This window comes from Lactobacillus equicursoris DSM 19284 = JCM 14600 = CIP 110162 (assembly GCF_001434815.1).
Lineage (GTDB): Bacteria > Bacillota > Bacilli > Lactobacillales > Lactobacillaceae > Lactobacillus > Lactobacillus equicursoris.
The window spans coordinates 15,023-38,300 of sequence record NZ_AZDU01000019.1 but is presented as its reverse complement, the minus strand read 5'-3'; the positions used below and the strand labels follow the sequence as shown (position 1 = coordinate 38,300).

14 protein-coding genes are annotated in these 23,278 nt (G+C 48.6%); 5 read left to right on the top strand and 9 right to left on the bottom strand.

Annotated elements, in window-relative coordinates:
* The first annotated feature begins 536 nt into the window (after positions 1–536).
* Positions 537–2,129 carry an asparagine synthase B gene (gene asnB, locus FC20_RS04990; protein ID WP_008463322.1) on the top strand — a complete coding sequence of 531 codons (1,593 nt, stop codon included), beginning with the start codon at positions 537–539 and terminating at the stop codon, positions 2,127–2,129.
* Positions 2,130–2,203: 74 nt separating this feature from the next.
* Here asnB and FC20_RS04985 read toward each other — a convergent pair whose 3' ends face one another.
* On the bottom strand, positions 2,204–2,854 hold the full coding sequence (locus FC20_RS04985; protein WP_008463320.1) for a TrmH family RNA methyltransferase: 651 nt from the start codon (positions 2,852–2,854) through the stop codon (positions 2,204–2,206).
* Between the two features lie 298 nt (positions 2,855–3,152).
* Here FC20_RS04985 and adhE point away from each other — a divergent pair, with 298 nt between their 5' ends.
* On the top strand, positions 3,153–5,846 hold the full coding sequence (gene adhE, locus FC20_RS04980) for a bifunctional acetaldehyde-CoA/alcohol dehydrogenase (RefSeq protein WP_008463318.1): 2,694 nt from the start codon (positions 3,153–3,155) through the stop codon (positions 5,844–5,846).
* A 137-nt stretch (positions 5,847–5,983) separates the two neighbouring features.
* Here the strand turns inward: adhE and FC20_RS04975 are convergent, their stop codons facing one another.
* From FC20_RS04975 to FC20_RS04955, 5 genes are read right to left on the bottom strand one after another with little or no spacing between them, the layout of a single operon-like run.
* Positions 5,984–6,958, bottom strand: coding sequence for a glycoside hydrolase family 18 protein (locus tag FC20_RS04975; protein ID WP_008463316.1), 975 nt, complete (start codon positions 6,956–6,958; stop codon positions 5,984–5,986).
* A 32-nt stretch (positions 6,959–6,990) separates the two neighbouring features.
* Positions 6,991–8,913 (bottom strand): hypothetical protein, encoded by a 1,923-nt coding sequence (locus FC20_RS10840; protein ID WP_039944407.1) that lies wholly within the window; start codon positions 8,911–8,913, stop codon positions 6,991–6,993.
* Positions 8,876–10,828, bottom strand: a complete 1,953-nt coding sequence (locus FC20_RS04965) for a glycosyltransferase (RefSeq protein ID WP_008463314.1) — start codon at positions 10,826–10,828, stop codon at positions 8,876–8,878. Before FC20_RS04965 ends, FC20_RS10840 begins: the two co-directional genes overlap by 38 nt.
* A gap of 30 nt (positions 10,829–10,858) precedes the next feature.
* A complete protein-coding gene (locus FC20_RS04960) occupies positions 10,859–12,172 on the bottom strand; it encodes a nucleotide sugar dehydrogenase (RefSeq protein WP_008463313.1) in 1,314 nt (437 codons plus the stop codon).
* Positions 12,173–12,216: 44 nt separating this feature from the next.
* A complete protein-coding gene (locus FC20_RS04955; protein WP_008463312.1) occupies positions 12,217–15,351 on the bottom strand; it encodes a polysaccharide deacetylase family protein in 3,135 nt (1,044 codons plus the stop codon).
* A gap of 287 nt (positions 15,352–15,638) precedes the next feature.
* On the opposite strand from FC20_RS04955, the gene FC20_RS04950 reads away from it, so the two are divergent.
* The gene (locus FC20_RS04950) at positions 15,639–16,850 is read left to right on the top strand and encodes a MalY/PatB family protein (protein WP_008463311.1); all 1,212 of its coding nucleotides are present in this window, start codon (positions 15,639–15,641) and stop codon (positions 16,848–16,850) included.
* 42 nt (positions 16,851–16,892) lie between these two features.
* Positions 16,893–17,531: a DUF3862 domain-containing protein gene (locus tag FC20_RS04945; RefSeq protein WP_008463310.1), complete on the top strand. Its 639-nt coding sequence runs from the start codon at positions 16,893–16,895 to the stop codon at positions 17,529–17,531.
* 84 nt (positions 17,532–17,615) lie between these two features.
* Here FC20_RS04945 and FC20_RS04940 read toward each other — a convergent pair whose 3' ends face one another.
* On the bottom strand, positions 17,616–18,683 hold the full coding sequence (locus tag FC20_RS04940; protein WP_008463309.1) for an AI-2E family transporter: 1,068 nt from the start codon (positions 18,681–18,683) through the stop codon (positions 17,616–17,618).
* 96 nt (positions 18,684–18,779) lie between these two features.
* The gene (locus FC20_RS04935; protein ID WP_008463308.1) at positions 18,780–20,567 is read right to left on the bottom strand and encodes a DUF2207 domain-containing protein; all 1,788 of its coding nucleotides are present in this window, start codon (positions 20,565–20,567) and stop codon (positions 18,780–18,782) included.
* Positions 20,568–20,764: 197 nt separating this feature from the next.
* Between FC20_RS04935 and FC20_RS04930 the strand changes: the two genes are divergently transcribed.
* Positions 20,765–21,331, top strand: coding sequence for a hypothetical protein (locus FC20_RS04930; RefSeq protein ID WP_008463307.1), 567 nt, complete (start codon positions 20,765–20,767; stop codon positions 21,329–21,331).
* Between the two features lie 96 nt (positions 21,332–21,427).
* Here the strand turns inward: FC20_RS04930 and aspS are convergent, their stop codons facing one another.
* Entirely contained in the window at positions 21,428–23,263 is a 1,836-nt protein-coding gene (gene aspS / locus FC20_RS04925; RefSeq protein ID WP_008463306.1) for an aspartate--tRNA ligase, read from the bottom strand.
* Positions 23,264–23,278: the final 15 nt, after the last annotated feature.

Here is a 23,278-nt window from a genome sequence, read left to right as displayed (position 1 = left end):
TTAACAGTCAAGCGCTCTACCAACTGAGCTAAGGCGGAATCTTCTTTTTGTTCCGCCCTGCGACGCAACAATATATATTTTACCGGGATCAGGGAAAATGTCAACATTTTTTGGTAAATTTCTTTAATTTTCTTTTTTAAGCGTTTACCTGAATTTGTTTAAATAATATCTCATTTTTGCTTGATTTATTTCTCATTTGTACTAAAATAGTTCTTAACTTAAAGAACAAGCCATAAAAAGACGAGTAAAGTTGGGCATCCCCAAAGTGAGTTAGCGTCAGTGAGAAGCTAGCGGGCCCTGCCCTTCTTGAAAAACACTTTTTCCAGAGCTGCTGACCGAAAGGTATTGCCGAGTAGACTCAGCCGGGACCAGCCCGTTAACGCCGGATGAGGATGTTAGTCCTCAAGATAAGCTGGCTCATTTGAGCAAGTTGGGTGGTACCGCGGAACAAAGCCTTTCGTCCCTATTTAGTTAGGAGACGGGGGGCTTTTTTATTTGCCCGTCTTCGCAGATTATTAATAAGCGAGGTATTTATTATGTGTGGATTTTTAGCAGTTGCATCAAAAGAATTTGATCTGAAGACCTTTGACGAAGCCCTGGCCAAAAACGAGGACCGCGGCCCTGACATGACCCGGGTCTTTGACGAACTGGACGTAACCTTCGGCTTCAACCGCCTGGCTATCATGGACTTGTCAGACAGCGGGATGCAGCCTTTTGAAAGCTTGGACTGCACCCTGGTCTGCAACGGAGAAATTTACAACTACCCAGAATTAAAGAAGAACCTGGAAACTGACTACCAATTTACTTCTGGTTCTGACTGTGAAGTCCTGATTCCTCTTTACCGCAAGTACGGGATTGACACCATGATCAAGATGCTGGACGGGGAATTTGCCTTTGTTCTCTACGACCACAAGTCAAAAAAGGTTTACGCTGGTCGCGACATTATCGGCATTCGGCCAATGTTTTACGGCTACACCAAAAAAGAAGGCAAGATTGCCTTTGCTTCAACTGGCAAGACCTTGCTCGACCTGTGCGATGAAATTCACCCATTTGTACCAGGCCACTACTATGACGGTGAAAAGTTTGTAGCCTACCACGAAAGCGACTTGACGCCAAAGATGTCAACTGACGACTTTAAAACGGCAACTAGCAAGATCCACGACCTTCTGATTTCCGCCGTTGACCGGCGCCTGGCTTCCGATGCTCCTGTTGGCTACCTGCTTTCAGGCGGTCTGGACTCATCATTAGTTTGCTCAATTGCAGCACGCTTGCAGCCAAACACCAAGATTAGAACTTTTGCCATTGGGATGGACCAAAACCCAATCGACTTGAAGTACGCTAGAGAAGTTGCTGACTACCTGGGCACCGACCACACCGAATTTATCATGACTCGTGAAGACGTGCTTGGCGCCTTGCGCGAAGTCATCTACACCCTGGAAAGCTGGGATATCACCACAATCCGCGCTTCCATCGGGATGTACATTTTGTGCAAAAAGATCCACGAAACCACTGACTTAAAGGTCATCTTGACCGGTGAATGCTCCGATGAGCTTTTTGGCTACAAGTACACCGACTTCGCCCCAAGTGCTGAAGAATTCCAAAAAGAAGCTGCTAAGCGGATGCGGGAACTCTACATGTACGACGTCCTGCGGGCCGACCGCTGCATCTCAGCTAACTCACTTGAAGGCCGGGTGCCTTTTGCCGACAGAGAATTCGTTGATTACGCCATGAGCGTGGACCCAAACCTCAAAATGAACCACTACCACAAGGGCAAGTTCCTCTTGAGAAAAGCCTTTGAAGAAGGCGAATGGCTGCCAAAGGACATCTTAATGCGGGAAAAGGCAGCCTTCAGCGACGCCGTGGGCCACTCCATGGTGGACGACTTAAAGGAATACGCTGAAAGCAAGTACAGTGATGCCGACTTGGAAAAGGCTAAGGACAAGTACCCATACAAGACGACATTTACCAAGGAATCCCTTTTGTACCGGGATATTTTTGAAGAATTCTTCCCTGGTAAGGCGGAATGGATCAAGGACTACTGGATGCCTAACAAGACTTGGGCAGGGCTGGACAGTGTCAACGACCCTAGTGCCCGGGTTCTGTCAAACTACGGCGACTCAGGTAAGTAACAAAAAGAGCAAGATTCGTAAGAATCTTGCTCTTTTTGTTAGGGGTAGATTCCCTCAAACGTTATCAGCCACGACTATTTTTCGCTATGCCCTAGCTCCCAAAAGGCCAAAGCACTGGCGGCGGCAACGTTCAATGAGTCTACGCCCTCTTTCATCGGGATCTTGATGGTGTAATCGCTCTGCTGGATCGTCGATTCCAGCAGACCCGGCCCTTCTGACCCTAAAATGATAGCCAGTTTGTCTTCTGCCTGCAGCGCTGGGTCAGAAATCTTGACCGTGTCTTGTCTTAGGGCCATAGCCGCGGTCTTAAAGCCGGCCTCATGTAATAAGTTAATCCCCTTTTCCTGCCAAGCTTCTTTTGGGAAATAAGTCCAGGGAATCTGGTAGACCGTGCCCATGCTGACGCGGGACGAGCGGCGGTAAAGCGGATCGCTGGAGTCAGAGGTGATCAAAATGCCGTCAATCCCAAGAGCCGCCGCTGACCGGAAGATGGCACCCACGTTGGTCGGGTTCACCACGCTTTCCAAAATAGCGATTCGAGGCTTTTTGGGCAAAGCTGCTAAAAAGTCTGGGACACTCGCCCGCTCGATCACCTTGGGACTTTCGGCGATAAAGACGCCAGGGTCCGGCTCTGAATAGTGAAAGAGCTGGGACTCGTTATAATCGACAAACAGCCGCAGCAAGGGCTGGTCAAAGCTGCTTACTTCAATAATGTTTTCGTTCATCAAAATGATCTCCTTACTAAGTAATATACAAGATTCACCTCATAAACTGAAGCTCGATTCGACTTCTTTTAGTGAAAAGGTTCACTTTCTCCAGACTTTTTCATCGCTTACACTTCTCTACTCCAAGTAGCACGAAAGCGTTTTTATCAGAAACTACAGCGAAAAATAATGCTTAAAAAGTTGTTGACTTTAAATCTAAAAGCGGTATCATATTAGGTGAAAAGGTTCACAAAGAAAAATAATGAATCTCTTTTCAATTGAGTAAGGTAAATGTATTTAGCTTTTTATGGAGAAAAAAATGACTAGTACCAAAGCACAAACCGTAACAAAAAATGAGCTGACACCAGAAGAAAAAATGGCGGCCGCCAAGGAATATACCGGCAAGCTGGTTGACCAAGCAGTCGTTGCTGAAGAAAAGTATTCAACCTACACCCAAGAGCAGGTCGACAAGATCGTCGCTGCCATGGCCTTGGCCGGCAGTGAAGCCTCTCTTGAGCTGGCTCACGAAGCCGTTGACGAAACTGGCCGCGGGGTCGTTGAAGACAAGGACACCAAGAACCGCTTTGCCACGGAAAATGTCTACAACGCCATCAAGCACGACAAGACCGTCGGCATCATCGAAAGAAACAGCGTTGAAGGCTATGTGAAGGTTGCCTCCCCTCTCGGCGTTTTAGCCGGGATCGTCCCAACCACTAACCCAACTTCCACTACCATGTTCAAGATCCTGGTAGCCCTGAAGACTAGAAACGCTATCATCTTCTCCTTCCACCCAAAGGCGCAAAAGTGCTCAATCCACGCTGCCCAAATCCTGTATGACGCAGCTTTAAAGGCGGGTGCCCCAAAGAACATCATCCAGTGGATCGACAAGGCCAGTCTGGAAAACACCACTGCCTTGATCCAAAACCCAAAGATTGCTTCCATCTTAGCAACTGGTGGTCCTGGCATGGTGCACGCAGCTTTGAAGTCCGGCAACCCATCCATGGGGGTTGGGGCCGGCAACGGTGCGGTTTATGTTGACCACACGGCCTTCCTTGACCGGGCAGTTGAAGACATCCTGCTTTCAAAGCGGTTTGACAACTCGATGGTCTGCGCTACCGAAAATTCAGCAGTTGTTGAAGCTCCGGTTTACGACAAGTGGCTGCAAATGATGCAAGACAAGGGTGCTTACTTAGTGCCTAAGAAGGACTACCAAAAGCTGGCTGACTTCGTCTTTAACGACAAGCACGGCGTTAACGGCCCGGTTGCCGGGATGAGCGCCCGCTGGATTTGTGAACACGCCGGCGTTGACCTGCCGGAAGGCAAGGACGTCTTGCTTTTTGAACTGGACCCTAAGAATATCGGTGAAAAATTATCCAGTGAAAAATTGTCTCCGCTCCTGTCCGTTTACAAGGCTAAAGACCGCAAAGATGCCATCAAGATCGTCAAAGCCCTCCTTAACTACCAAGGGGCCGGCCACAATGCCGCCATCCAAATCGGCTCACCAAACGACCCCTTCATCGACGAATACGGCAAGGCTGTACAAGCTTCTAGAGTCCTAGTCAACCAGCCAGACGCTCTGGGCGGCATCGGCGACATTTACACCGACGGTTTACGGCCAAGTTTAACTTTAGGTACTGGTTCATGGGGGAAGAACTCATTGTCACACAACTTATCAACTTCAGACTTGCTGAACGTTAAAACGATTGCTAAGAGACGGAACCGTCCACAATGGATCCGCCTGCCGCAGAAGATTTTTTACGAAAAGAACTCAATTACCTACCTGTCAGATGAAAATGAACAAGACATCTCCCGTGCCTTCATCGTTTCTGACCCAGGCATGGTCAAGTTCCACTTCGTGGACAAGATCTATGAAGAACTAGCCCTGCGGGACAACCACGTTGACACCACTATTTACAGCGAAGTCTTGCCAGACCCGCCACTGTCACAAGCCATCAAGATCGCCAAGGAAATGAAGAACTTTGGTCCTGACACCATTATCGCCATCGGCGGTGGCTCAGCTCTAGACGTGGCTAAGATCGCCCGCTACATCTACGAATACAGCTTGGATCAAGCAGATGGCTGGCTGGAGAACTACGACAACGTGGCAGAACTCTTCAAGGAACTGCAACAAAAGTTCGTCGACATCAGAAAACGGATCGTCAAGTTCAAGCACGAAACTCACACGAGCCTGATCTGCATCCCAACCACGTCAGGGACTGGCTCAGAAGTCACCCCTTACGCAGTTATCACCGACGACAAGCAGCACGTCAAGTACCCATTGACCGACTACGAACTAACACCGCAAGTGGCCATCGTTGACCCAGAATTCGTCATGACGGTGCCAAAGCACACGGTTGCTTTCTCCGGCTTTGACTGCTTGTCCCACTCCCTTGAAAGCTACGTTTCTGTTGCTGCCAGCGACTTCACCCGCCCATGGTCACTCAAGGCAATTCAGCTGATCATGAACAACTTGGAAGCTTCTTACAAGTACGACCCAAGTCACCCAACTTATGAGGGTGAAAAGGCCCGGGAAAACATGCACTACGCCGCAACCTTAGCCGGGATGGCCTTTGCCAACGCCTTCTTAGGCTTGAACCACTCTATTGCCCACAAGCTGGGCGGTGCCTTCGGCTTCCCGCACGGCCTGTGCATCTCCATTTCCATGATCCCAGTCATCAAGTTCAACGGGGCTAGCGGCAACGTCAAGCGGACGCCATACCCACGTTACGAAGTTTACCGCGCACAAAAAGACTACGCTGACATCGCTAGAAGTCTGGGCCTTAAAGGCAACACCGATGCCGAACTAGTTGATGCCCTTTGCAAGCGGATCCGGGACTTGATGAAGGCTTGTGACATCAAGCCATCCTTGTCAGCCAACGGCGTTACCAAGGAAGCCTTTGACAAGGCCCTGCCAGACATGATTGACCGGGTTTACGATGACCAATGCACCGTCCAAAACCCACGCCAACCAAGCATGGCTGAAATCAAGCAATTGCTACTTGGCATGTTTTAAGGAAAAAGAAAAAAGCATAATAATTTAAATAGCATTATTTCAAAGTATAGATTTAGATATCTGTAACTTCTCACCAAAAAAGAGGAAACCACTAGGTTTCCTCTTTTTCTTTTGTCAAATAGATATACTTGTTTCGATCATTCCAGCCGCCACAGGCTAACCTTGATAGAATAGTTGCTATTCTTTTGCAGGCGGTTTGCCCAAAGCTTGAGGGTTTGGCTGTCAGCATACCAGACCGTTTTGTCGCCTTTTTGGTAGTGAAGGGCCCCGCTTTTAGCATCCCGGCTCCCCTTTTTCTGGATCTGACTAGGCGTCAAGGGCGTGACATTTTTGCCAAAAGCAAAGCCGCCATCAGCCAAGGCGTAGTCAGGCTTCAGGTAGGCAAACTTTTTAGCCATTTGGTCCAAAAAGGCATAGTCGGCCTTAGGACCAGCTTTGGTGCTGTAGCCATAGAGGTTGTAGCACATGACCACATAGGTTGGACCAGCCGGAAAAGCCAGCTTGGGCACCTTGGGCTCCAGCAGAACTCGCAATTTCAATTTGTCCTTTTGGCAAAGCGAATAAAGGATCTTTTCAAAAGCCAAAAATTTCTGCCACAGGCTACTCGCTTGGCCCAGATTTTCATAGTCCATTTCAACCCCGGAAAAGCCATTTTTCTTGGCCAAGGACACAATAGCCTTGGCCGCCTTAGTTTGGGAACTAGTATCTTTCAAAAGCTTTTCCAGCAGGCCCTGGCTCTTTGGCTCCTTAGTCGTGTCGTTGACCACGGTCAGATAGACCGGGCACTTGAGGCTGGTCGAGGCCTTGGCCTGGCTAACCAGGGCTTCTGCCTGGCTGGGCAAAAAGATTTTTCCTGAACTTGTATAGTAGGCCGCAAAATCACCAATCCCTGACAAATTACCAGAGTTTTGATACAGGCTGATCAGATTATCATTTTTCCCCCAATAGACAGTCCAGACATAGGGATGATACTTCTTTAGCGCCTTAATTTCGGCTTCCTGGCTCACCACATAGTGCTTGTTTTCAGAATTACTGCTATTATTAGCCTTTTGACAGCCGCTTAAGGAAAAAGCTAGCCCAACGGCTAGCACGAAATTGATTAACTTTTTCATCAAATCGCCTTTTCCTCTCTTAAAAAAATCTACTACAAGTTGACGATGAACCAGTCAACGATCTTGTTCCAGAAGCTGTCCCACTTGTCCTTGGCTAGCTCCCAGCCGTGGAGGCGCTCGTCAACATAGGTCTTAGAGCCTGATGCGTTAGTAACGACCAAGTTCTGGAAGGCTCCATCGTAGACATCGTCAGCAATATTACGCTGGCTTTCGCCAAAGCCGCCAAAAGCACTCTCTAGCGCAATCCCGCCGTTTGCCTCTTTAATGACTTGACCCTTAACCAGCTTTTTGCCGTCAACTGTCAGCCAAACCTTGTTACCTGTAACCATTAAGTCGACTTTCACATCGCCGGGGTCGTTGATCTGGATTTCCGGGATGTATTCCTTAGCCCCCTGCTTGACCGACTTGACCTTCTTGTGCTTTTCCTTCAAAGCCTTCATCTGGTAAAGCTCAGCAAGGGTAGAATTTTTAGCAAACTTGCCCCGGGTCTTGAGTTCCGCAACCAGCGCGGCCTTCTTGTCTTCTGGGATGGACACCGGGTGGTCGTCATGGAGCTTGTACATGTCCTGCTTAAACAGGGTCTTGATGGTCCCGCCTGACTTTTGTCTGAGGTAGAGCTTGTTATTTTCTAAGGACACCGACAAGTAGCTGGAAAAATTGTGCTTCTTGTCGGCCGTCCCCTGGGTGCCCAGGTAAATGGTCTGCTGGCCGATCTTGTTGCCAAGAAGCTCGCACTTGACATGAAAAGTTTTCCCCTGTGCCTTTTTCAAGGTCAACAAGCCGTTACTTTCAGAATCGGAGGTGAGCGCAATTGTATCTTTCTTGAATTCGGCAGCCCCCTTGACCAGCTTCCACTGCTGGTACTTTTTGACATTGCCCTTGACGAACTTGATCTTCTTCCGGTCCTTTTTCGGCAGGTCGTCTTTGACCCGCATCAAGAGGTGGTTTTGGTACCACCAGGCCTGGACCTCCATCCGGGTCAGGTCATAGATGGAATTTTTCCGGTTGTCAAAGGAGTAGCCTTCCCGGTTAATGTTCATTTTAAAAAGACTTTCCAGGTTAACCGCGTTTTCGGCGGATACATTGGCATTATCGCCGTAGCGGCTGGTGTTGGAGTGCATGATGGCGTAAAGGTCCGGCACTTTGCCAACTTGCTTGGAGTAAATCTTTTTCATCAGCTGGTAGTCGCGGTCAATCCGCTTCTTCATTTCCTTGGTGCTTTCAATCGGGATTCCATTTCTATCCCGCTCATAGTCCATCAAGTAGTGGTTGTAGTTGCGGCCAATGTACTGGTTGATTTCGATAAATTCCCGGGAATCCAGTTTGCCTAAAAAGCGGTGATAGCGGTCATAGGTGTTGATGTAAGATAGGCGGTAGCCATTGGTCCCCAGCTCCCAGAAGCCTTCTTTACTGAGCCGCTTCAAGTCTTTGACAGAAACGAATTTCTGGTCATTATTCTTAAACTTTTCGGCATAGGTTAAGATGGTGGCCTGGTAGTTCAGCCTTTCCAGCAATTTTTCAGTAAAAAGCACTGTGTCCCGCCGTCCATCTTCAAAGACCAAGAAGAGGGCTTTTTTCGGCAGAGGCTTTTTGTGGTAGTAGTAGTTCTCCACATCTTTTTGACTAACCGTGACATAGCCCAGCTTTTTTAAGGTAGTCAGTTCCTCTTCAAGCCGCTGTAGCGAAATCAGGGTATCCGTCCCCTCCCGATCGACGCCAAAGTAAGACAGGGCGATCAAGCCGTGGTCTTTGCCGTCCACAATCTTGGGATCATTTCTGTCATAAGGCTGATAGGTCTTAGTGACAAACAGTGCGCGGAAGATGACGACGCCTAAGACGATCAGGCTAATCCATTCCAGGATAGAGCGGATAAACTTGATCCAGTCCTTCTTGCTTTGTAAGTAAAAATGTTTCTGTTTAAGCGTCGGTTCCTGTTCCTGCTTTTCCTCTGTCATCGCCATCGCCCCCTTCTTTGCGCTTTACTTGCCGCTTGGCTTCTTTTCTAGCCTCTTTCTTTTCTTCTCTTTCCTTCTTTTTAGCAGCCTTCTTTTGTGCGGCCTTCACGTCGGTTGGCGTTTGCCGCGTCCCCCAAGTGGACTTCCAGAAGGTCACCCAGGCAATCGGCATCTGCCAGAGCAAAATCAGCTCGTAGTACATGCAAAAGAGAAAGCCGAAGGTCCAGGTGGTACTTTTTCTTAAGAGCAGCTGGGCAAAGGACATCATCAGACTCATGAGGAGCAGCCCCACTAAGAAGGCTTTCGGAAAAATGTGCTGGGTCAGCGGCACGTACATCAGGTTGTAGACGACGACAACCGGCGCCATGATCGGCACAATCAGGCCGATGTAAAAGTTGATGGCTGCATAAGGTTCTTTCCTCCACATAAAGCAGCCCGCCATGAGCGATTCTCTTAGCCAGGATCGCTTCCAGCGCATTTGCTGCTTTAAAAAGACCCGGTGCTTTTTGGGCACGATGGTTGAGCAGACCGCCGTATCTTGGTAAGTGCAGCGGTGATGGCGGAGGATGAAGTTGGTCATGGCCCGGTCATCGCCAAAGGTAGCCTTGTGGCCCAAAAAGCGCTGGTGGACCCAGCGGTCCTTATACTTCATGACCAATTCTCTTCTATAGCAAGAAAGTGGCCCGCTTAAACAGGTGACGGCATCAAAAACGCCCTCTGCCGCCTTCATGATCCGGAAGGCGATGTAGTAGCGGACCGACTGCATCTCGGTCAAGGCATTGGTGTAGGTGTTGGCCACGTCGCAGCGTCCAGCGCAGCCCCCCATTTTCGGATCTTGGAAGGGCTGAACCAGGTTGCGCACGGCATCTGGCTCTAAAAAAGAGTCAGAGTCAACGAACATGACTAGATCCGTATCCGTATTTTCCACGCCCCGGACCAAGGCGGCCCGCTTGCCAGTGTTCTTTTCTTGGACAAAGCACTTGACCCGATCTTTGACGTCATATCTTTGGCCTTCGCTTTTGACCAGCTTGTCAATCAGCTCGTTGATTTTTTCTACCGACCGGTCAGTGGAGCAGTCGTCCACCACATAGACCTTGAGCTTGTCAACTGGATAGGCCTGGTCAAGACAAGACAGGATGGTTTTTTGGATCCACTTTTCTTCGTTAAAACAAGGAATCACGATGGTGACTGACGGGGTAAAGTCGGGATTGACCGGCACCGGCTGATAGAGAGCCCCAAAGAGGTAACGCGTTAGCAAAAAGGCTGCCGCGATCAGGGAGTATGAATATAAGAGAGCATTGTACTTAAAGTAGATGACCGATTCAGCCCGCATCAAAACCACGCAAAAGGCCACAAAGGCCAGGGCCAAAGAGGCTGAAACCAGCAAGTAGCGGTCTTTATGTCGGTCCAGGTAACTGGGCAGGCTTTGGGAAAATTCGATGCCGACCGCTTTTTGGCTGTCAACGCTTCTGACGATTTGCCCAGTGATCTTGAACTTCATTTCGTGGCCTTCTGGCATGGAGCCAGCCGGCACCTTGAACTTGAGGTGGACGTTTTTACAGTCTTTGACGTCATCAAAGTCGTCATTTGCGACTAAAAGCATCCCCGTATCCGAAATATCCCGGCAGGTCCCGGTAAAAATCACCGGTTTACCTTTTTTCTCAGCCTTAACCTTGACCGGAAAATCGCTCACATAGCGGACGCCTAGTTGGTGCTCTCTTAAGAGAGTCGTCAGGTCCTCGTCGTCCGTATACTTGCCCCGCCGGTCCAGGATGTTTCTTTGACCGGTGGGGTCTGGTACGTGCGGCAGGAGGCGCCGGTCACTTTTTTCCTTTAAGAGGACATCTTGGTCCTTCTCTTTTTTCTTATTTTCTGCCTTTATTTCCGTAGTCACTTCTGTCTTTGCTTCAGTCATCTTTCTGCCCTCCCCTCTTTTACAAAAAAACTACAGTTGCCAGTAGGAATAGCCGAGTTTCTCTAACCTTTCCTTTGGATAAATGGACTTGACATCCACCAGGACCCGGTCTTGCGGAACTAGGTCCTTTTTGAAAAAGTGGTCCAAATCAAGATCCAGAAATTCCCGGTGAGCAACGGCGACGACTAAGCCGTTCAAGTCATGCACGGCTGATCTGGGAACCAGTTTGACCCCATATTTTTGCCAAATGTCACGAGGATCAGCGTGCGGGTCATAAACCAGGACCTCGATTCCGTATTCCTTGAGACCATTGATGATGTCGATGACTTTGGAGTTCCGGGCATCCCCCACATTTTCCTTAAAGGTAATGCCCAAAACGCCAACCCGCATCCCCTTGACCGGCAGGCCTGTCAAAGTCAAGAGCTTTAAGGTCTTGTCTCTGACGAAGAGGGCGGCCTGGTTGTTGATCTTTCTACTGATTTTTAACAGCATTGCATCCGCGTTAACTTTTTCCGCCTCGTTAATCAGGTAGTATGGGTCAACCCCGATACAGTGGCCACCGACCAGACCTGGCTTAAAGTCCAGCGCATTCCACTTGGTCCGCATCCCCTTCAAAACCTCGCCGGTATCAATGCCCATCTTGTCAAAAATTTCCGCGCACTCATTCATGAAGGCAATGTTGACGTCGCGCTGGGTATTTTCCGTCACCTTGATGGCTTCAGCCGCCTTGATGGAGGATACGGGCACCGTTTCCTCCATCACCAGGTCATAGACGCTTTTGACCGCCTGGCAAGTAACTGCGTCTTGCCCAGACACGATCTTGTTAATATTGGTCAGGCGGTGCACCTGGTCGCCGGGATTGATTCGCTCAGGCGAATAGGCCAGTTTAAAGTCGGTCCGGGCTTTTAACCCACTGGCCTTAGCGATGATCGGGCCACAGTAGTTCTCGGTAATGCCGGGGTAAACGGTCGATTCAAAGCAGACGATGGCGCCTTTTTTCAGGTTTTGTCCCACCACTTGGCTGGCCCCTGCTAGTGGCCGCAGGTCCGGGTTGTTGTCGCTATAAACCGGGGTTGGGACGGCCACGATGACAAAATCCGCTTCTTTGATTTGCTTGGGATCGCTGGTAAAAAGAATCTGGCTGTCCATCACAGCTTGGTCGCCAACTTCATGAGTCAAGTCGATGCCTTTTTGGTAGGCCATGATCTTGTCTTCATTGATGTCAAAGCCGATGGTTTTTACTTTTTTGGCAAAGGCAATGGCTAGGGGCAGGCCCACATAGCCCAGGCCCACCACGCAGAGGGCACCGCCGTTTGCTAGCTTGTCTAAGATTTTCGTTTCCATTTTCTATTACCTTTTTCTCTTATACTTTTTCACAACTAAAAAAGCTACTTGCCCCAGTTTTGACTATAGGCCTTGGTGTACTGGTCGATCGTGGCAAACTTATACCCCTCTTTTTGCCAAATTGGGATCATCACATCAAGTACCTGCGCCGTATACTTGGCATTTTCCAACATGTGCATGACGATGACCGAGCCGTTGGTGACCTGGTAGTCGTCAGCCGAAGATGGTGACCCATTTTTCAAGGCGTTTAACAAGCTGGCAAATGACTTTTTTTCATAGTCATTGGTCGAAACGTCGCCAGAGATGGCATACTTAAAACCCACATTAAAGACGGTTTCTAGGCCATTTTTGGACACTTCCAGAGTTGGCGGGCGGAAGTCTAAGGACAGGGCCTTCTTCCCGTCCACTTTCACGTCGCCGACATACTTATTCAGCTTGGCATAAGACCGCGCTAGGTCTTTGCGCATGCTCTTGACCTGCTTTTTGCTTAAGGAGTGGTAGCGGGTGTAGGACTTGTTGGCGATGGCCAAGGGCGTGTGAGAATCCGAGTGGCTGGCAACTTCGTGGCCATCTTCAGCAATGCTTCTCAGCAAGTTCGGGTTATTCTGGACGTTCTGGGTTAAGACAAAGAAGGTGGCCTTGACGCGGTGCTTTTTCAAAACGTAGAGGAGCTTGTTGATGGACTGGTCGGTCCCCCAGTCGTCAAAGGTTAAGAAGAGCACTTTCTTATTAGTCAACCGGCCTACCTGGTCCAGGCGGTTGGTTTCCCAGTAGTCAAAACCAGGCATCTTGACCGGTGACGTGATAAAGTTGCTGCCGAGGTAGTGGCGCTGGATGTAGGCAAACTGTTTCCAGTAAGGATGCAGCTTTGCCAGGTCATTTTTTCCAGCCAAGACCAAGTCGCTCTTTTTGCTGTTAAAGGTGTACTTGTCTTTTGAATTTAAAAGACTAGTAACGGTTTTTAACTGGTATTCACTAGCCTTGGCCAACTTTTTCTTGCCATTTGGATGGTAGGCAATGGCGTCCAGCTTGGCCTTTAATATCGCCTTAACCATGGAACCCATGACAGTACTTGAGCCATCACTGGCTCCCTCATCTTGGTCGTAGTAGCCCAGGTTGATCCGCTCGATCCCGCCCCGGGTGAAGCGAACTTTCGAGATGCCTGTCATGTTCTTTTTGATAGTCTTGTCAGAAGAATCATTAGTTTTCGCCTTGATCAGGGACTGGCTGGCGCCAATAGCCTGCATCCCCTCGGCCTTGATGGCTTCTAAGACGCCCTTTTTGGCATTTTTCGGGGCTAAAAAGACTAGCTTAGGCTGGTAATCATACCGCCACTTGGCGTAGGCCAGGCAGTTGTGGAGGTAGTCGACCGTGCCCTTGAAAGTCGCTGGAAAAGCCGACGATGGCTGGTAAACCAGGGCCAGTTCATGGCCTTCCTCAAGCAAAGTCTCTATTTCCTGGTTTTGGTCGACTAACTCACTATAAGTCGCTGCAAAGGTGGCTTGCCCGCCCCGACTTTTGACGATCCGTCCGGCATCTAGGTCAGCAGCTCCATGGCCCAGGTTGGTAAAGAGGAGGCTGAGGGCTGGTTCAGTGGTCAGCACCATTTTCTGGTAGCTGCTCTTTTTACCGCTATTCTGCTTTCTCAGAGTCTGGATTTGCCTACTAGGCAGGCGCTTGATCTTTTGGCTCGAGAGCAATGAAGAAATTTTGACAGTTTGGTATTTTTCTTTTTTAGCTTTTTGTAAAAAAGCATCCAATTTCTTTTTACTATTTTGATCCCATTTTTCTCCGCTAAATTCGTAGTAGTAACCTGATTCAAGCTTACTATTGCCTGCTTGAGCCTTAACCGGGATCAGGTCAGCTTCATAAGCCGCCGCTCTGGCAGCTTTTACCTGGTCATTTTTCCCGAGCAGGTAGGCTTTAGGACTAATCCCCTCTTTAGTCAATCGCTCCTGATTGTCTGACAGGTACTTCCAGGCAGTCATCTTGGTCAAAAGACCAGTTTGACTGGAAATTTCGACTCCAAAGCCATCCTGCTTAATCTGCTTGACCAGGCTGAGCGGGGTTTGGCTATCGACAAAAAAGCTGCCAGTTGCTTGATACTTCTTGAGGGCTTTCTTAATGGCCTGGTATTGCTTGGCCGTTGCCACATCCCGGAAAACAGGTGCGATTTCCTTTTTACGCGTCAAGGAGTAGCGGTAAACCGGGGCATAGGCTGGCTTTTGAAGCAGGTCTTGCATGTATTCCGCAAGCGACTTTTTACCCAATTGATTTAAGGGTACGACCGGAATTTTCTGTTTTTTTAGGGATGCTAGCAGGTATTTGGTCAGCTGGTCCACGTCCAATTCCTGGTTCTTGGTGCTCTTTTGGTCATTTAAACTAGCCTGCTTGTCTAAGGCTGGCTTGGCGGCTACGATCGTTGGCTCCTGGTGGACCGGCTGCTTGACCTGGGCGAGGTTGACCAAAATGATCCGCTGCCCGGTCAGGTGGCTGACGTAGGTTGACACGGCAGTCTTTGTCTTAAAGCTGGTCCGATCTAAAACGTCGCTGTCTTTAGGCTCAATCACCTGCTCATAGCCAGTCGCCTGGGCCATTTTGTAAAAAGACAAGTTGCTGATGGGGAGATAGAGTTGCTTGACCTGCTGCCGGCTCTCTTGGCCCAGGGTCTTTTGGGCTAAGTTGAGCTTGCCTAACAGGCTAGCAGCCGACAAAGAGGCGGTTTCCGTCCCAGTCAAGCCATTGCCTGCAAGCTTTTGCCCACTCTTTTTTAGCTCTTTGATAAAGCCGTCATTTTCCCGGGCACTAGCAGCTGGAATGGCAAAAGTGGCCTGGATCTTGGCTTGCTTTAAGTAATCCAGGATCTTTTCGTTGGTTTCGCTGCTCTCAGACAAGCCGGCAAAAACGATGGCTGTTTCTTGCTTCTTGGCATCTGGATTACCGGTAATTATGTCTGCTGGGTCGCTTGTTTCATATTGTTTCCAAAGTTTCTTGTTAGATACCGTCTTGTACTTCTGACTGCCGTCAACTTGGACATCGACTTGCTTGGACAATTGCACGACCTTCACCGCCCTGTAGGTCAGGTAGCCTAAGGCGATGACTCCAATCGCAATTACCAGGGCCAAGATGCCCAGACCGGTTTTGGTCTTTATCTTTCTTTGTCGCTTGTCTTTTTTCATGATGCTTCCCCCTCAAAGGCCCTCTTTTTGGTAAAAGATCATTATTAAATTACACTTTTCACTTTAAATATAGCGCAAAGAACATGCTTGATGAAGCCTTTCTTTTTCTGAAATTTTGCAATTTCTAATTGCTTACTTACTATATATTTTAGCATTGTAAGCCTTATCAGTCATCCTTTCTATTTGCGAAGATTAAATTGCTTTTTCCCGTTTTTTAAGAATAGGAATATAATCAATTATGTAAGTTTTGGATTAAGCGAATTTGCGAGAAATTGAGAGAAACAGTTATGAAAAAATACGACTTTACCAAATTATTAGACAGACATGGTCATGATGCCTTAGCCGTTGACGCCATCGGGGCTGGCGACGGCTTTGCCCCAGACAAAGCCAAAGAAGGCTTTGATACGGTACCAATGTGGATCGCCGACATGAACTTCCCAACTGCCGACTCCATCACGGACGCCATCATCAAAAGAGCCCAGCACCCAGCCTTTGGCTACTTTGAAGCAAGCGACGAATACTACCAAGCCATTATCGACTGGCACAAGGAACGTAAGGGCGTGGACGACCTGCCAAGAGAAGCCATTGGCTACGAAAATGGTGTCTTAGGCGGCGTTTTGTCAGCTTTGAAAGTTTTTGCCTCAGCCGGCGACAAGGTCCTGGTCCATTCTCCAACCTACATAGGCTTTACCCACGTACTTAAGGACAATGGCTACCAAATCGTCCACAGTCCTTTAAAGCAGGATGAAAATGGCGTCTGGCGGATGGACTATGAAGACATGGATAAAAAGATTAAGGAAAACCAGATCCATGTAGCCATCTTCTGCAACCCCCACAACCCTTGCGGACGCGTTTGGACGGAAGAAGAAATCAAGAAGGCCATCGAGGTTTATGAGCATAATGACTGCTGGGTAATCAGCGATGGCATCTGGTCCGATTTAATCTTGCCAGGACACCACTTGACCACCGTTCAAAGCGTCAGCGATTGGGCTAAAGAGCACGTTTTGGCCTTTTACGCCCCATCAAAGACCTTTAACCTGGCAGGGCTAATTGGCAGCTACCATGTCATCTACAACAAGGCCATTAGAGAACGGGTTGAATCTATCTCTGCCAAGCTGGTTTACAACTCCATGAATGTCCTGTCTGAGCACGCCTTAATCGGGGCTTATAGTGCTGAGGGCAAGAATTGGCTGGACCAGCTTTTGCCAGTTTTGCAGGACAATGTCGACCTGGCCTTCTCCTACATTGACAAGTTTGACGGCGTGACCGCTGCCCGCCCGGAAGGCACCTACATGGTCTTACTGGACTGCCAAGAGTGGCTGGAAAAGCACCAGATGACCCAACCAGAGCTCTTAAAACTGGGCTGGGACTACGGGATCGGCTGGCAAGACGGCAAGCTCTTTGAAGCGCCAACCACTTTCCGGCTAAACCTGGCCTCTCCAAGCAGCCAGATCAAGAAGGCCTTTGACCGCATGGACAAATATGTCTTTAACCGGTAAAATGGTAAAGAATTAACTCGATTAAATAATGGAGGAAGATTTTTGAAAAAGATCAAAACAAAAAGTTTATTAACCTTTCTGGCCTGCGGGCTGTTGCTGCTAACTGGCTGCTCCAAGTCCAGCAATAAGTCAGCCAACACGTCCAGCATCAAAAAGGCTGCCAGCTCCTTGTCCAGCTCCAACCTGGTTAAGAAGTCTAGCGACGAAAACAAGCTGACCCTGGCCAACTTCAACAAGATCAAGGTCGTGGAAAAGACCGGCTCTACCCCAGCCGAAGTCATCACCCTTTTTGGCCGCAACGCTGATTCCCTGAGCAAGGCCACGGTCAAAAAGCTGAAGGCCACCATTTACACCTGGGAAGGGATCAAGGGCGGCACTAATGGTTCCAACATCGCCGTTGAATTTGCCAACGGCGTGGCTATCGCCAAGCAGATTACCGGTCTTAAGGTCAATCGGGCCAAGAAGATCACCCAAGCTGACTACAAGTCCTTGACCAAGAACATGACCCAGGCTCAAGTAGAACAGAAGCTGGGCAAGCCAAATGGCTACTCCGTTTCTAACTACGGCAAGACCAATGCGGTATTGTGGCTTTACACCAGCGACATCAAGTCTGACACCAGCACCAGCATCTACGTCACCTTCCAAAATGGCAAGCTGGTAGCCAAGAATGCTAACTTCTAATATTTTTTGACCAAAAGAAAAGGTTTCAAATCAACAAAGATTTGAAACCTTTTTGTTTATGATTTTACTGGATTCAGCGACAAGTTATTTTCGCTTCAAAACAACTTTTTTCTGCAACTTCTTGATCGGCAGCTGCTTTTTCTCAGTGCTCTTGACGCCCAAAATATCTAAGAAGAAGGTGAAGATCGGCACGCCGACGATCAAGCCCCAGGTGCCAAAGAAGTGTTCACCTAAGAGCAGCACCACGAAGGTGTAAAAAATCGGCAGTTCCGTCTTGCTGGACATGAACTTGGGGTTCAAGATATAAGTTTCCAGGGTGTGCAAGACCAGGATCATGATCAAGATGTAGATCACATCGGTGATCCCGCCTACCGAATATGCCACGATAGAGAGCGGGATGAGCGAAATAATCACCCCGGCCACCGGTACCAGACTGCAGATGAAGACCATCAGCCCCAAGGCAAAGACCTGTGGCATCCCCATGATGGCCAAGCAAATCATGGTTAAGCCGGTATTGCAGAGGGCAATCAGGAATTGCGCCTGCAAAACCACCCCAAAGGTGTTGGTAAACTTGTAGCCAAAGTAGTAGATGTCTTCAAAGAGCCAGCCACACAGGTCGCTTTTTAAAAAGGACCGGGTAAAGCGGTTCATGTCGTCTAGCTCAATGGTATAAAAGAAGCTGAGGACTAAGGCCATAAAGAAGGACATGGCTACAGAGCCAAAGCCCTTGAGGGCCGCGGTGATGGCGGCAAGGCTATTTTTAGCCTGAGCTGAAATGGTCTTGTCTGACACATACTTATGCACCTGGCTCATCAGCCAGCCGACGTCGTCGCTTTGGTAAAAGGCGATGACCGACTTGGTCATCTTGGTGATCTGCTTGACCAAGACCGGCACGTAGTAGCGGGCCGCCAGGTAGATCAAGGCGATCAATACAAGATAAGTGACGGCCACGATCAGCTTGCTGGGAATCTTGCTAAAATGCTTTTGCACGGACTTGATCAGGTGAACGATCAAGTAGGTAAAAATAAAGGTGAGGAGAATCGTGTTCATCATTGACCGCCCTAGGTAAAGGATCAAGATGATAGCCAATAGGACCGCAGATCGCCTTAAATGCAGGTTGTTTTTAAATTTTTGCCATAAAGTAACTTCCATAGTTTCCGTCCCTTGTCTTGTAAAGAAAAAGTGCTTGGCAATACTTACGTTGTTTCTATTTTAACGCGGATTTTCTTGCGTTTCTTATTAGATTGGCTAAAAGGCCCCGCCACCTGAGCCGCCACCAAAGCCGCCGCTAGAAACAGACGTTGCCGAAAAGGAGCCGCTGCCGCCGCTAGCGTCAGCCAGGGCCCGGCTAAAGCTCGACTCAAAGCTGGTTGCGAACATGCCATAGCTATTGCCGTAGTAGTAGTAAGCGATTGGGCTAGCGTCGATTTCGCTGGCAAATTCAACCTTCATCTGCTTCAAGACCTTCTTGGCCAAACCAAAGGCTACAGCGTAGGGCATGATCTCTTCCCAAAGGGTGAGTTCACCCACGTCCCGCAGCTTGAACTGGCCAATGTCGTCCAGCATGTTCTTAAAGCCCATGGCCTGTTCTATGGCTTCTTTACCCTTTTCAGTTAAAACGGAAAAGTTCTTGATGCGGATGATCACTGGCACAGCTGCCAGGACTTCCCAAAGGAGGACGAGTAGCAGACTCATGGTATAGTAGTCATAAGCAAAGAAGCCCAAAATCGTTAAGATGATTTCTGCCCCAAACAAGAGCACCGCGGCAACTTCTAAGCTGTCCTTCTTCTTGCGCAAATTTGGATCAACAAACTGCTTTTTGATCTGGTCCTTGCAGGCCTCTTGCCAAGCCTTGACCTTCTTTTCCAGCTTGCCCTTTTTGCCATAGTTTTTCAGGCCCTTACTAGTAAAAGTAGTCCCGTCACCGGCCCCCTTAAAGAGCTGGTTGATCAGCTTGACGTTGCCTTGGTACTTGTCAGTCTTGGTGTAGCGGAAGTCCTTGCCCTTGTTTAACGGTTCAATGGTGATTTCCTTGTGCCCCGCTTTCAAGGCTAATTCCCCAGCCAGCGCCTTGGCGTCAGGATCATCCCCGGTCACCAGGCTTTGGGCGACCGCCGGACTATAAGGCGGAATTTCGTAGTTGTGGCCAATCTCCTTTTTAGAGCGGACGACTGCCCCCTGGTTCTTAGCCTTGAAGAAGATTGGCAGACCCAGGAGAGGCAAGAGGCTTAAGACGACTAGACCAATTTTTTCTAGCCTCTTTTTCTGTTTTTGCTTGGCAGCCGTTTCTTTAGCCAGCTGCTTTTCCTGCCCCACCGTCTTAGCCATAATTTCGCCGGATTTTTTCTTAGTATTTTCGGCAGTCAAGCTATTTGGAAACAGGATGTGCATTTCCAAAAAAGTATTTTCTGGCAGTTTCGCTACTGTAGCCGTAACCTGCCCTTTTTCTTTGTTTACCTCCAAATTTCCACTGGTATTGGTGTGAACCCAGCCCTTTAAGAAGGACAGGTTCGGCTTTTGAAAGACAACCGAGGCCGTTACCTTGCTAATCTCTTGATCCCAGCCATCACCAATGATCTTGAAGTTAAGCTCAGAGGCATCATCATAAGTGGTAATTGCTTTTGTAATTTTGTAGCGGTAAATCACCCGGATCTTGCCTTCGTCCACGTGGTGGTAGACCTTAAACTTGTAAGAGTTGCTACTCTTAGTAAAGTGGTAAACATTGCCAGAATCTGCGCTATTGTTTAGCTTCGGCGTCACTGTTTTACCAGTCGCTAGATCTTTAATTTGAACGCTTTGGCTCGTTACTTTTTGGTCAGAGTTCAGATTTTGCGTGTAGTAGACGCCGTTTGCCTCATCGTCAAAATCGTAGTCGATCTGCCGGGTCATGGACAGGCTGCCGTCGCTGTTGACCACGGCTTTCACGTTCATCTTAGTCAGGTCGTAGTCTGCCAGAACTTTTTTCGGCAAGACCAGCAATAACAAAATAGCCATCAAGAAGCTAATCCCGATTCTTGCTTTCGTCTGCTTTTTCATAATTTTTCCCCCTTTTGCTTAGATTTATCTTGCTATTTTTGACAAAAATTCGCTTTCACTTTTTCTTTAATTATACCTGAAACGGGTCTGGGTAAGTTAAAAGGACATCTCTTTTTACAAAAGTATTTCAAAGGCACAAACCATTAGAGGCCGTGATATACTTAAGATTAGATATTTATACCGAGGAGAAACAAGAAATGCGCAAATCTTTATGGGCAATTTTAGCTGTGGAAGTCGTTTTAGTTGGTGCCGCTGTCTTCCACCACCAAACTACTGGTCAAAAGACCGAATCAAGTGCCGCTGGCTCGAAGACCTACAAGGTCTACTCTAAGTCCTCCAGCAAGGACAAGTCTAGCTCTGAATCTTCCAAGAAAAGCTCAAGCAAGAAAAAGACTACTAAGAAGAAGTCAAAGAAGAAATCTGAATCTGATTTAGACAAGTTAGCTTCAAGCGAATCATCATCCAGCTCAAGTTCAAGTTCTGAATCTTCCAGCTCTGACTCATCATCTTCTTCAAGTGAGCACTCATACAGCCAGTCTTCTAAGAAGTCCAGCAGCAAGAAGTCTAGTTCAACTAAGAGCTACAACTATAACTACAATTACAGCACCAACAGTAATTCTACTGGCACCACTAGCTCATCCAAGTCAAAGAGCTACAGCACCTACACGCCAAGCACTTCTAAGTCAACCACCACGGACACGACCAACAACACGGCTGACCTGCCAGAAGAAACGGATGACACGACGACTGACGATGCCGACTAAAATTAAAGCAAAATAGCAAAAGAAAAAGGATTAAATCCATGATGGATTTAATCCTTTTTTGTATCACTTTTTAAAGACTGATTACTAATTCAATGCTTATTCTTCGTGAGCCTTGATGTCGTCTTCAGCTTCTTTTTCCAGACTAGCTTCGTACTTGGCTACGCCGTCTTTAGCAGAAGCTGCAACTTCAATTTCCAGGTCAGCCAATTGTTGGTCAGCAACTGGACTTGGAGCGTGCATCATTGGTTCACTGGCGCTAGCATTCTTAGGGAAGGCGATCACGTCACGGATGTTGTCCTTGCCGGCCAAGAGCATGGCGAAGCGGTCAAGACCGATAGCCAGCCCGGCGTGAGGTGGGAAGCCCATGTCCAAGGCATCCAGCAAGAAGCCAAATTGCTCGTAGGCTCTTTCCTTGGTGAAGCCCAAGGCCTTGAACATCTTTTCTTGGATATCGCGCTTGTGGATCCGGATGGAGCCGCCGCCCAGTTCATAGCCGTTCAAAACGATATCGTAGCTTCTAGCGTGCGCCTTGTGAGGTTCAGTTTCCAGCAGTTCGATCCCCTTGTCGTCTGGCATGGTAAATGGGTGGTGGGCAGCGATCCAACGGCCGTCGCCTTCGTCATATTCAAATAGTGGCCAGTCAACCACCCAGAGGTAGTTGTAAGTGTCTTCTGGGATGATGCCCGTTTCCTTGGCCGTTTGCCGGCGGAGGTAGTTAAGGGAGTCGCAGCAGACCTTCCATTGGTCAGCAATGAAGAGCAAAAGTTCGCCGCCTTCCAATTCAAATTCCTGAACCAAGCCGCTCTTTTCTTCGTCGCTCAAGAAGCGGGAAACTGGACCGGAGAATTCGCCGTCTTCGTACTTAACCCAAGCTAGACCTTTAGCGTGATAACGCTTGATGTAGTCTTGCATAGCGTCGATCTTCTTGCGGGAGTAGAACTTAGCACCGCCCTTGACGGCAATCCCACGAACGAAGCCGCCGTTTTCTAAGGCGCCCTTGAAGACCTTGAAGCCGGAGTTAGCAAAGACATCCTTCAAGTCATGGATCAGCATTTCGTAACGGGTGTCTGGCTTGTCGCAGCCGTACTTGTCCATAGCGTCTTGCCAAGTGATCCGAGGCAATGGCAACTTCAAGTCGATGCCCTTCACGTCCTTCATGACCTTTTGGAGCAATCCTTCAGTTACTTCTTGAACGCCTTCTTCATCCATGAAAGAAGTTTCTAAGTCGATTTGAGTAAATTCTGGTTGCCGGTCGCCACGGAGGTCTTCATCTCTGAAGCAGCGGGCGATCTGGTAGTACTTGTCAAAGCCGGCACCCATGAGGAGCTGCTTGAAGAGCTGAGGTGACTGAGGCAGGGCGTAGAAAGAACCTGGGTAAACCCGGGATGGCACCAAGTAGTCGCGAGCCCCTTCTGGCGTTGATTTACCCAGGTCTGGGGTTTCAATGTTGATGAAGCCTTCACCGCTCAGATATGCATTAGTTGCGGTCATGATCTTGGCTCTTTGGATCAGGGCGTTTTGCAGGCTTGGCCGGCGCAGGTCCAAGTAGCGGTACTTGAGCCGGGTTTGCTCGCTGGCAACCACGTCATCCTTGATTTCAAATGGCGGGGTCTTGGCCTTGTTCAAAACCGTGATTTCACTGGCAATGACTTCCACGTCACCAGTCTTCATGTCAGGGTTCTTGCTTGAGCGTTCGTTAACTTGACCCTTGACTTCAACCACGTATTCAGCACCAAGTGAAGCAGCTTGGTCCATCAAGTCTGCGCCAGAATCGTGGTTGACCACTACTTGCACGATCCCTTCCCGGTCGCGCAGGTCGATGAAGATCAATTGACCCAGGTTTCTTACTCTTTGAACCCAGCCGTACAAAAGGACTTCTTGGCCCAGGTACTTACTGGTAATATTGCCGCAGTAATCAGTTCTTTTTTCCATTGTTTTGTTTACTCC

Coding starts and splice junctions, on each gene's coding strand:
- FC20_RS10840 (WP_039944407.1), bottom strand. CDS start 8,913: ATGACAGAGGAAAAGCAGGAACAGGAACCGACGCTTAAACAGAAACAT.
- FC20_RS04975 (WP_008463316.1), bottom strand. CDS start 6,958: ATGAAAAAGTTAATCAATTTCGTGCTAGCCGTTGGGCTAGCTTTTTCC.
- FC20_RS04955 (WP_008463312.1), bottom strand. CDS start 15,351: ATGAAAAAAGACAAGCGACAAAGAAAGATAAAGACCAAAACCGGTCTG.
- FC20_RS04985 (WP_008463320.1), bottom strand. CDS start 2,854: ATGAACGAAAACATTATTGAAGTAAGCAGCTTTGACCAGCCCTTGCTG.
- FC20_RS04965 (WP_008463314.1), bottom strand. CDS start 10,828: ATGACTGAAGCAAAGACAGAAGTGACTACGGAAATAAAGGCAGAAAAT.
- adhE (WP_008463318.1), top strand. CDS start 3,153: ATGACTAGTACCAAAGCACAAACCGTAACAAAAAATGAGCTGACACCA.
- asnB (WP_008463322.1), top strand. CDS start 537: ATGTGTGGATTTTTAGCAGTTGCATCAAAAGAATTTGATCTGAAGACC.
- FC20_RS04950 (WP_008463311.1), top strand. CDS start 15,639: ATGAAAAAATACGACTTTACCAAATTATTAGACAGACATGGTCATGAT.
- FC20_RS04960 (WP_008463313.1), bottom strand. CDS start 12,172: ATGGAAACGAAAATCTTAGACAAGCTAGCAAACGGCGGTGCCCTCTGC.
- FC20_RS04930 (WP_008463307.1), top strand. CDS start 20,765: ATGCGCAAATCTTTATGGGCAATTTTAGCTGTGGAAGTCGTTTTAGTT.
- FC20_RS04935 (WP_008463308.1), bottom strand. CDS start 20,567: ATGAAAAAGCAGACGAAAGCAAGAATCGGGATTAGCTTCTTGATGGCT.
- FC20_RS04940 (WP_008463309.1), bottom strand. CDS start 18,683: ATGGAAGTTACTTTATGGCAAAAATTTAAAAACAACCTGCATTTAAGG.
- aspS (WP_008463306.1), bottom strand. CDS start 23,263: ATGGAAAAAAGAACTGATTACTGCGGCAATATTACCAGTAAGTACCTG.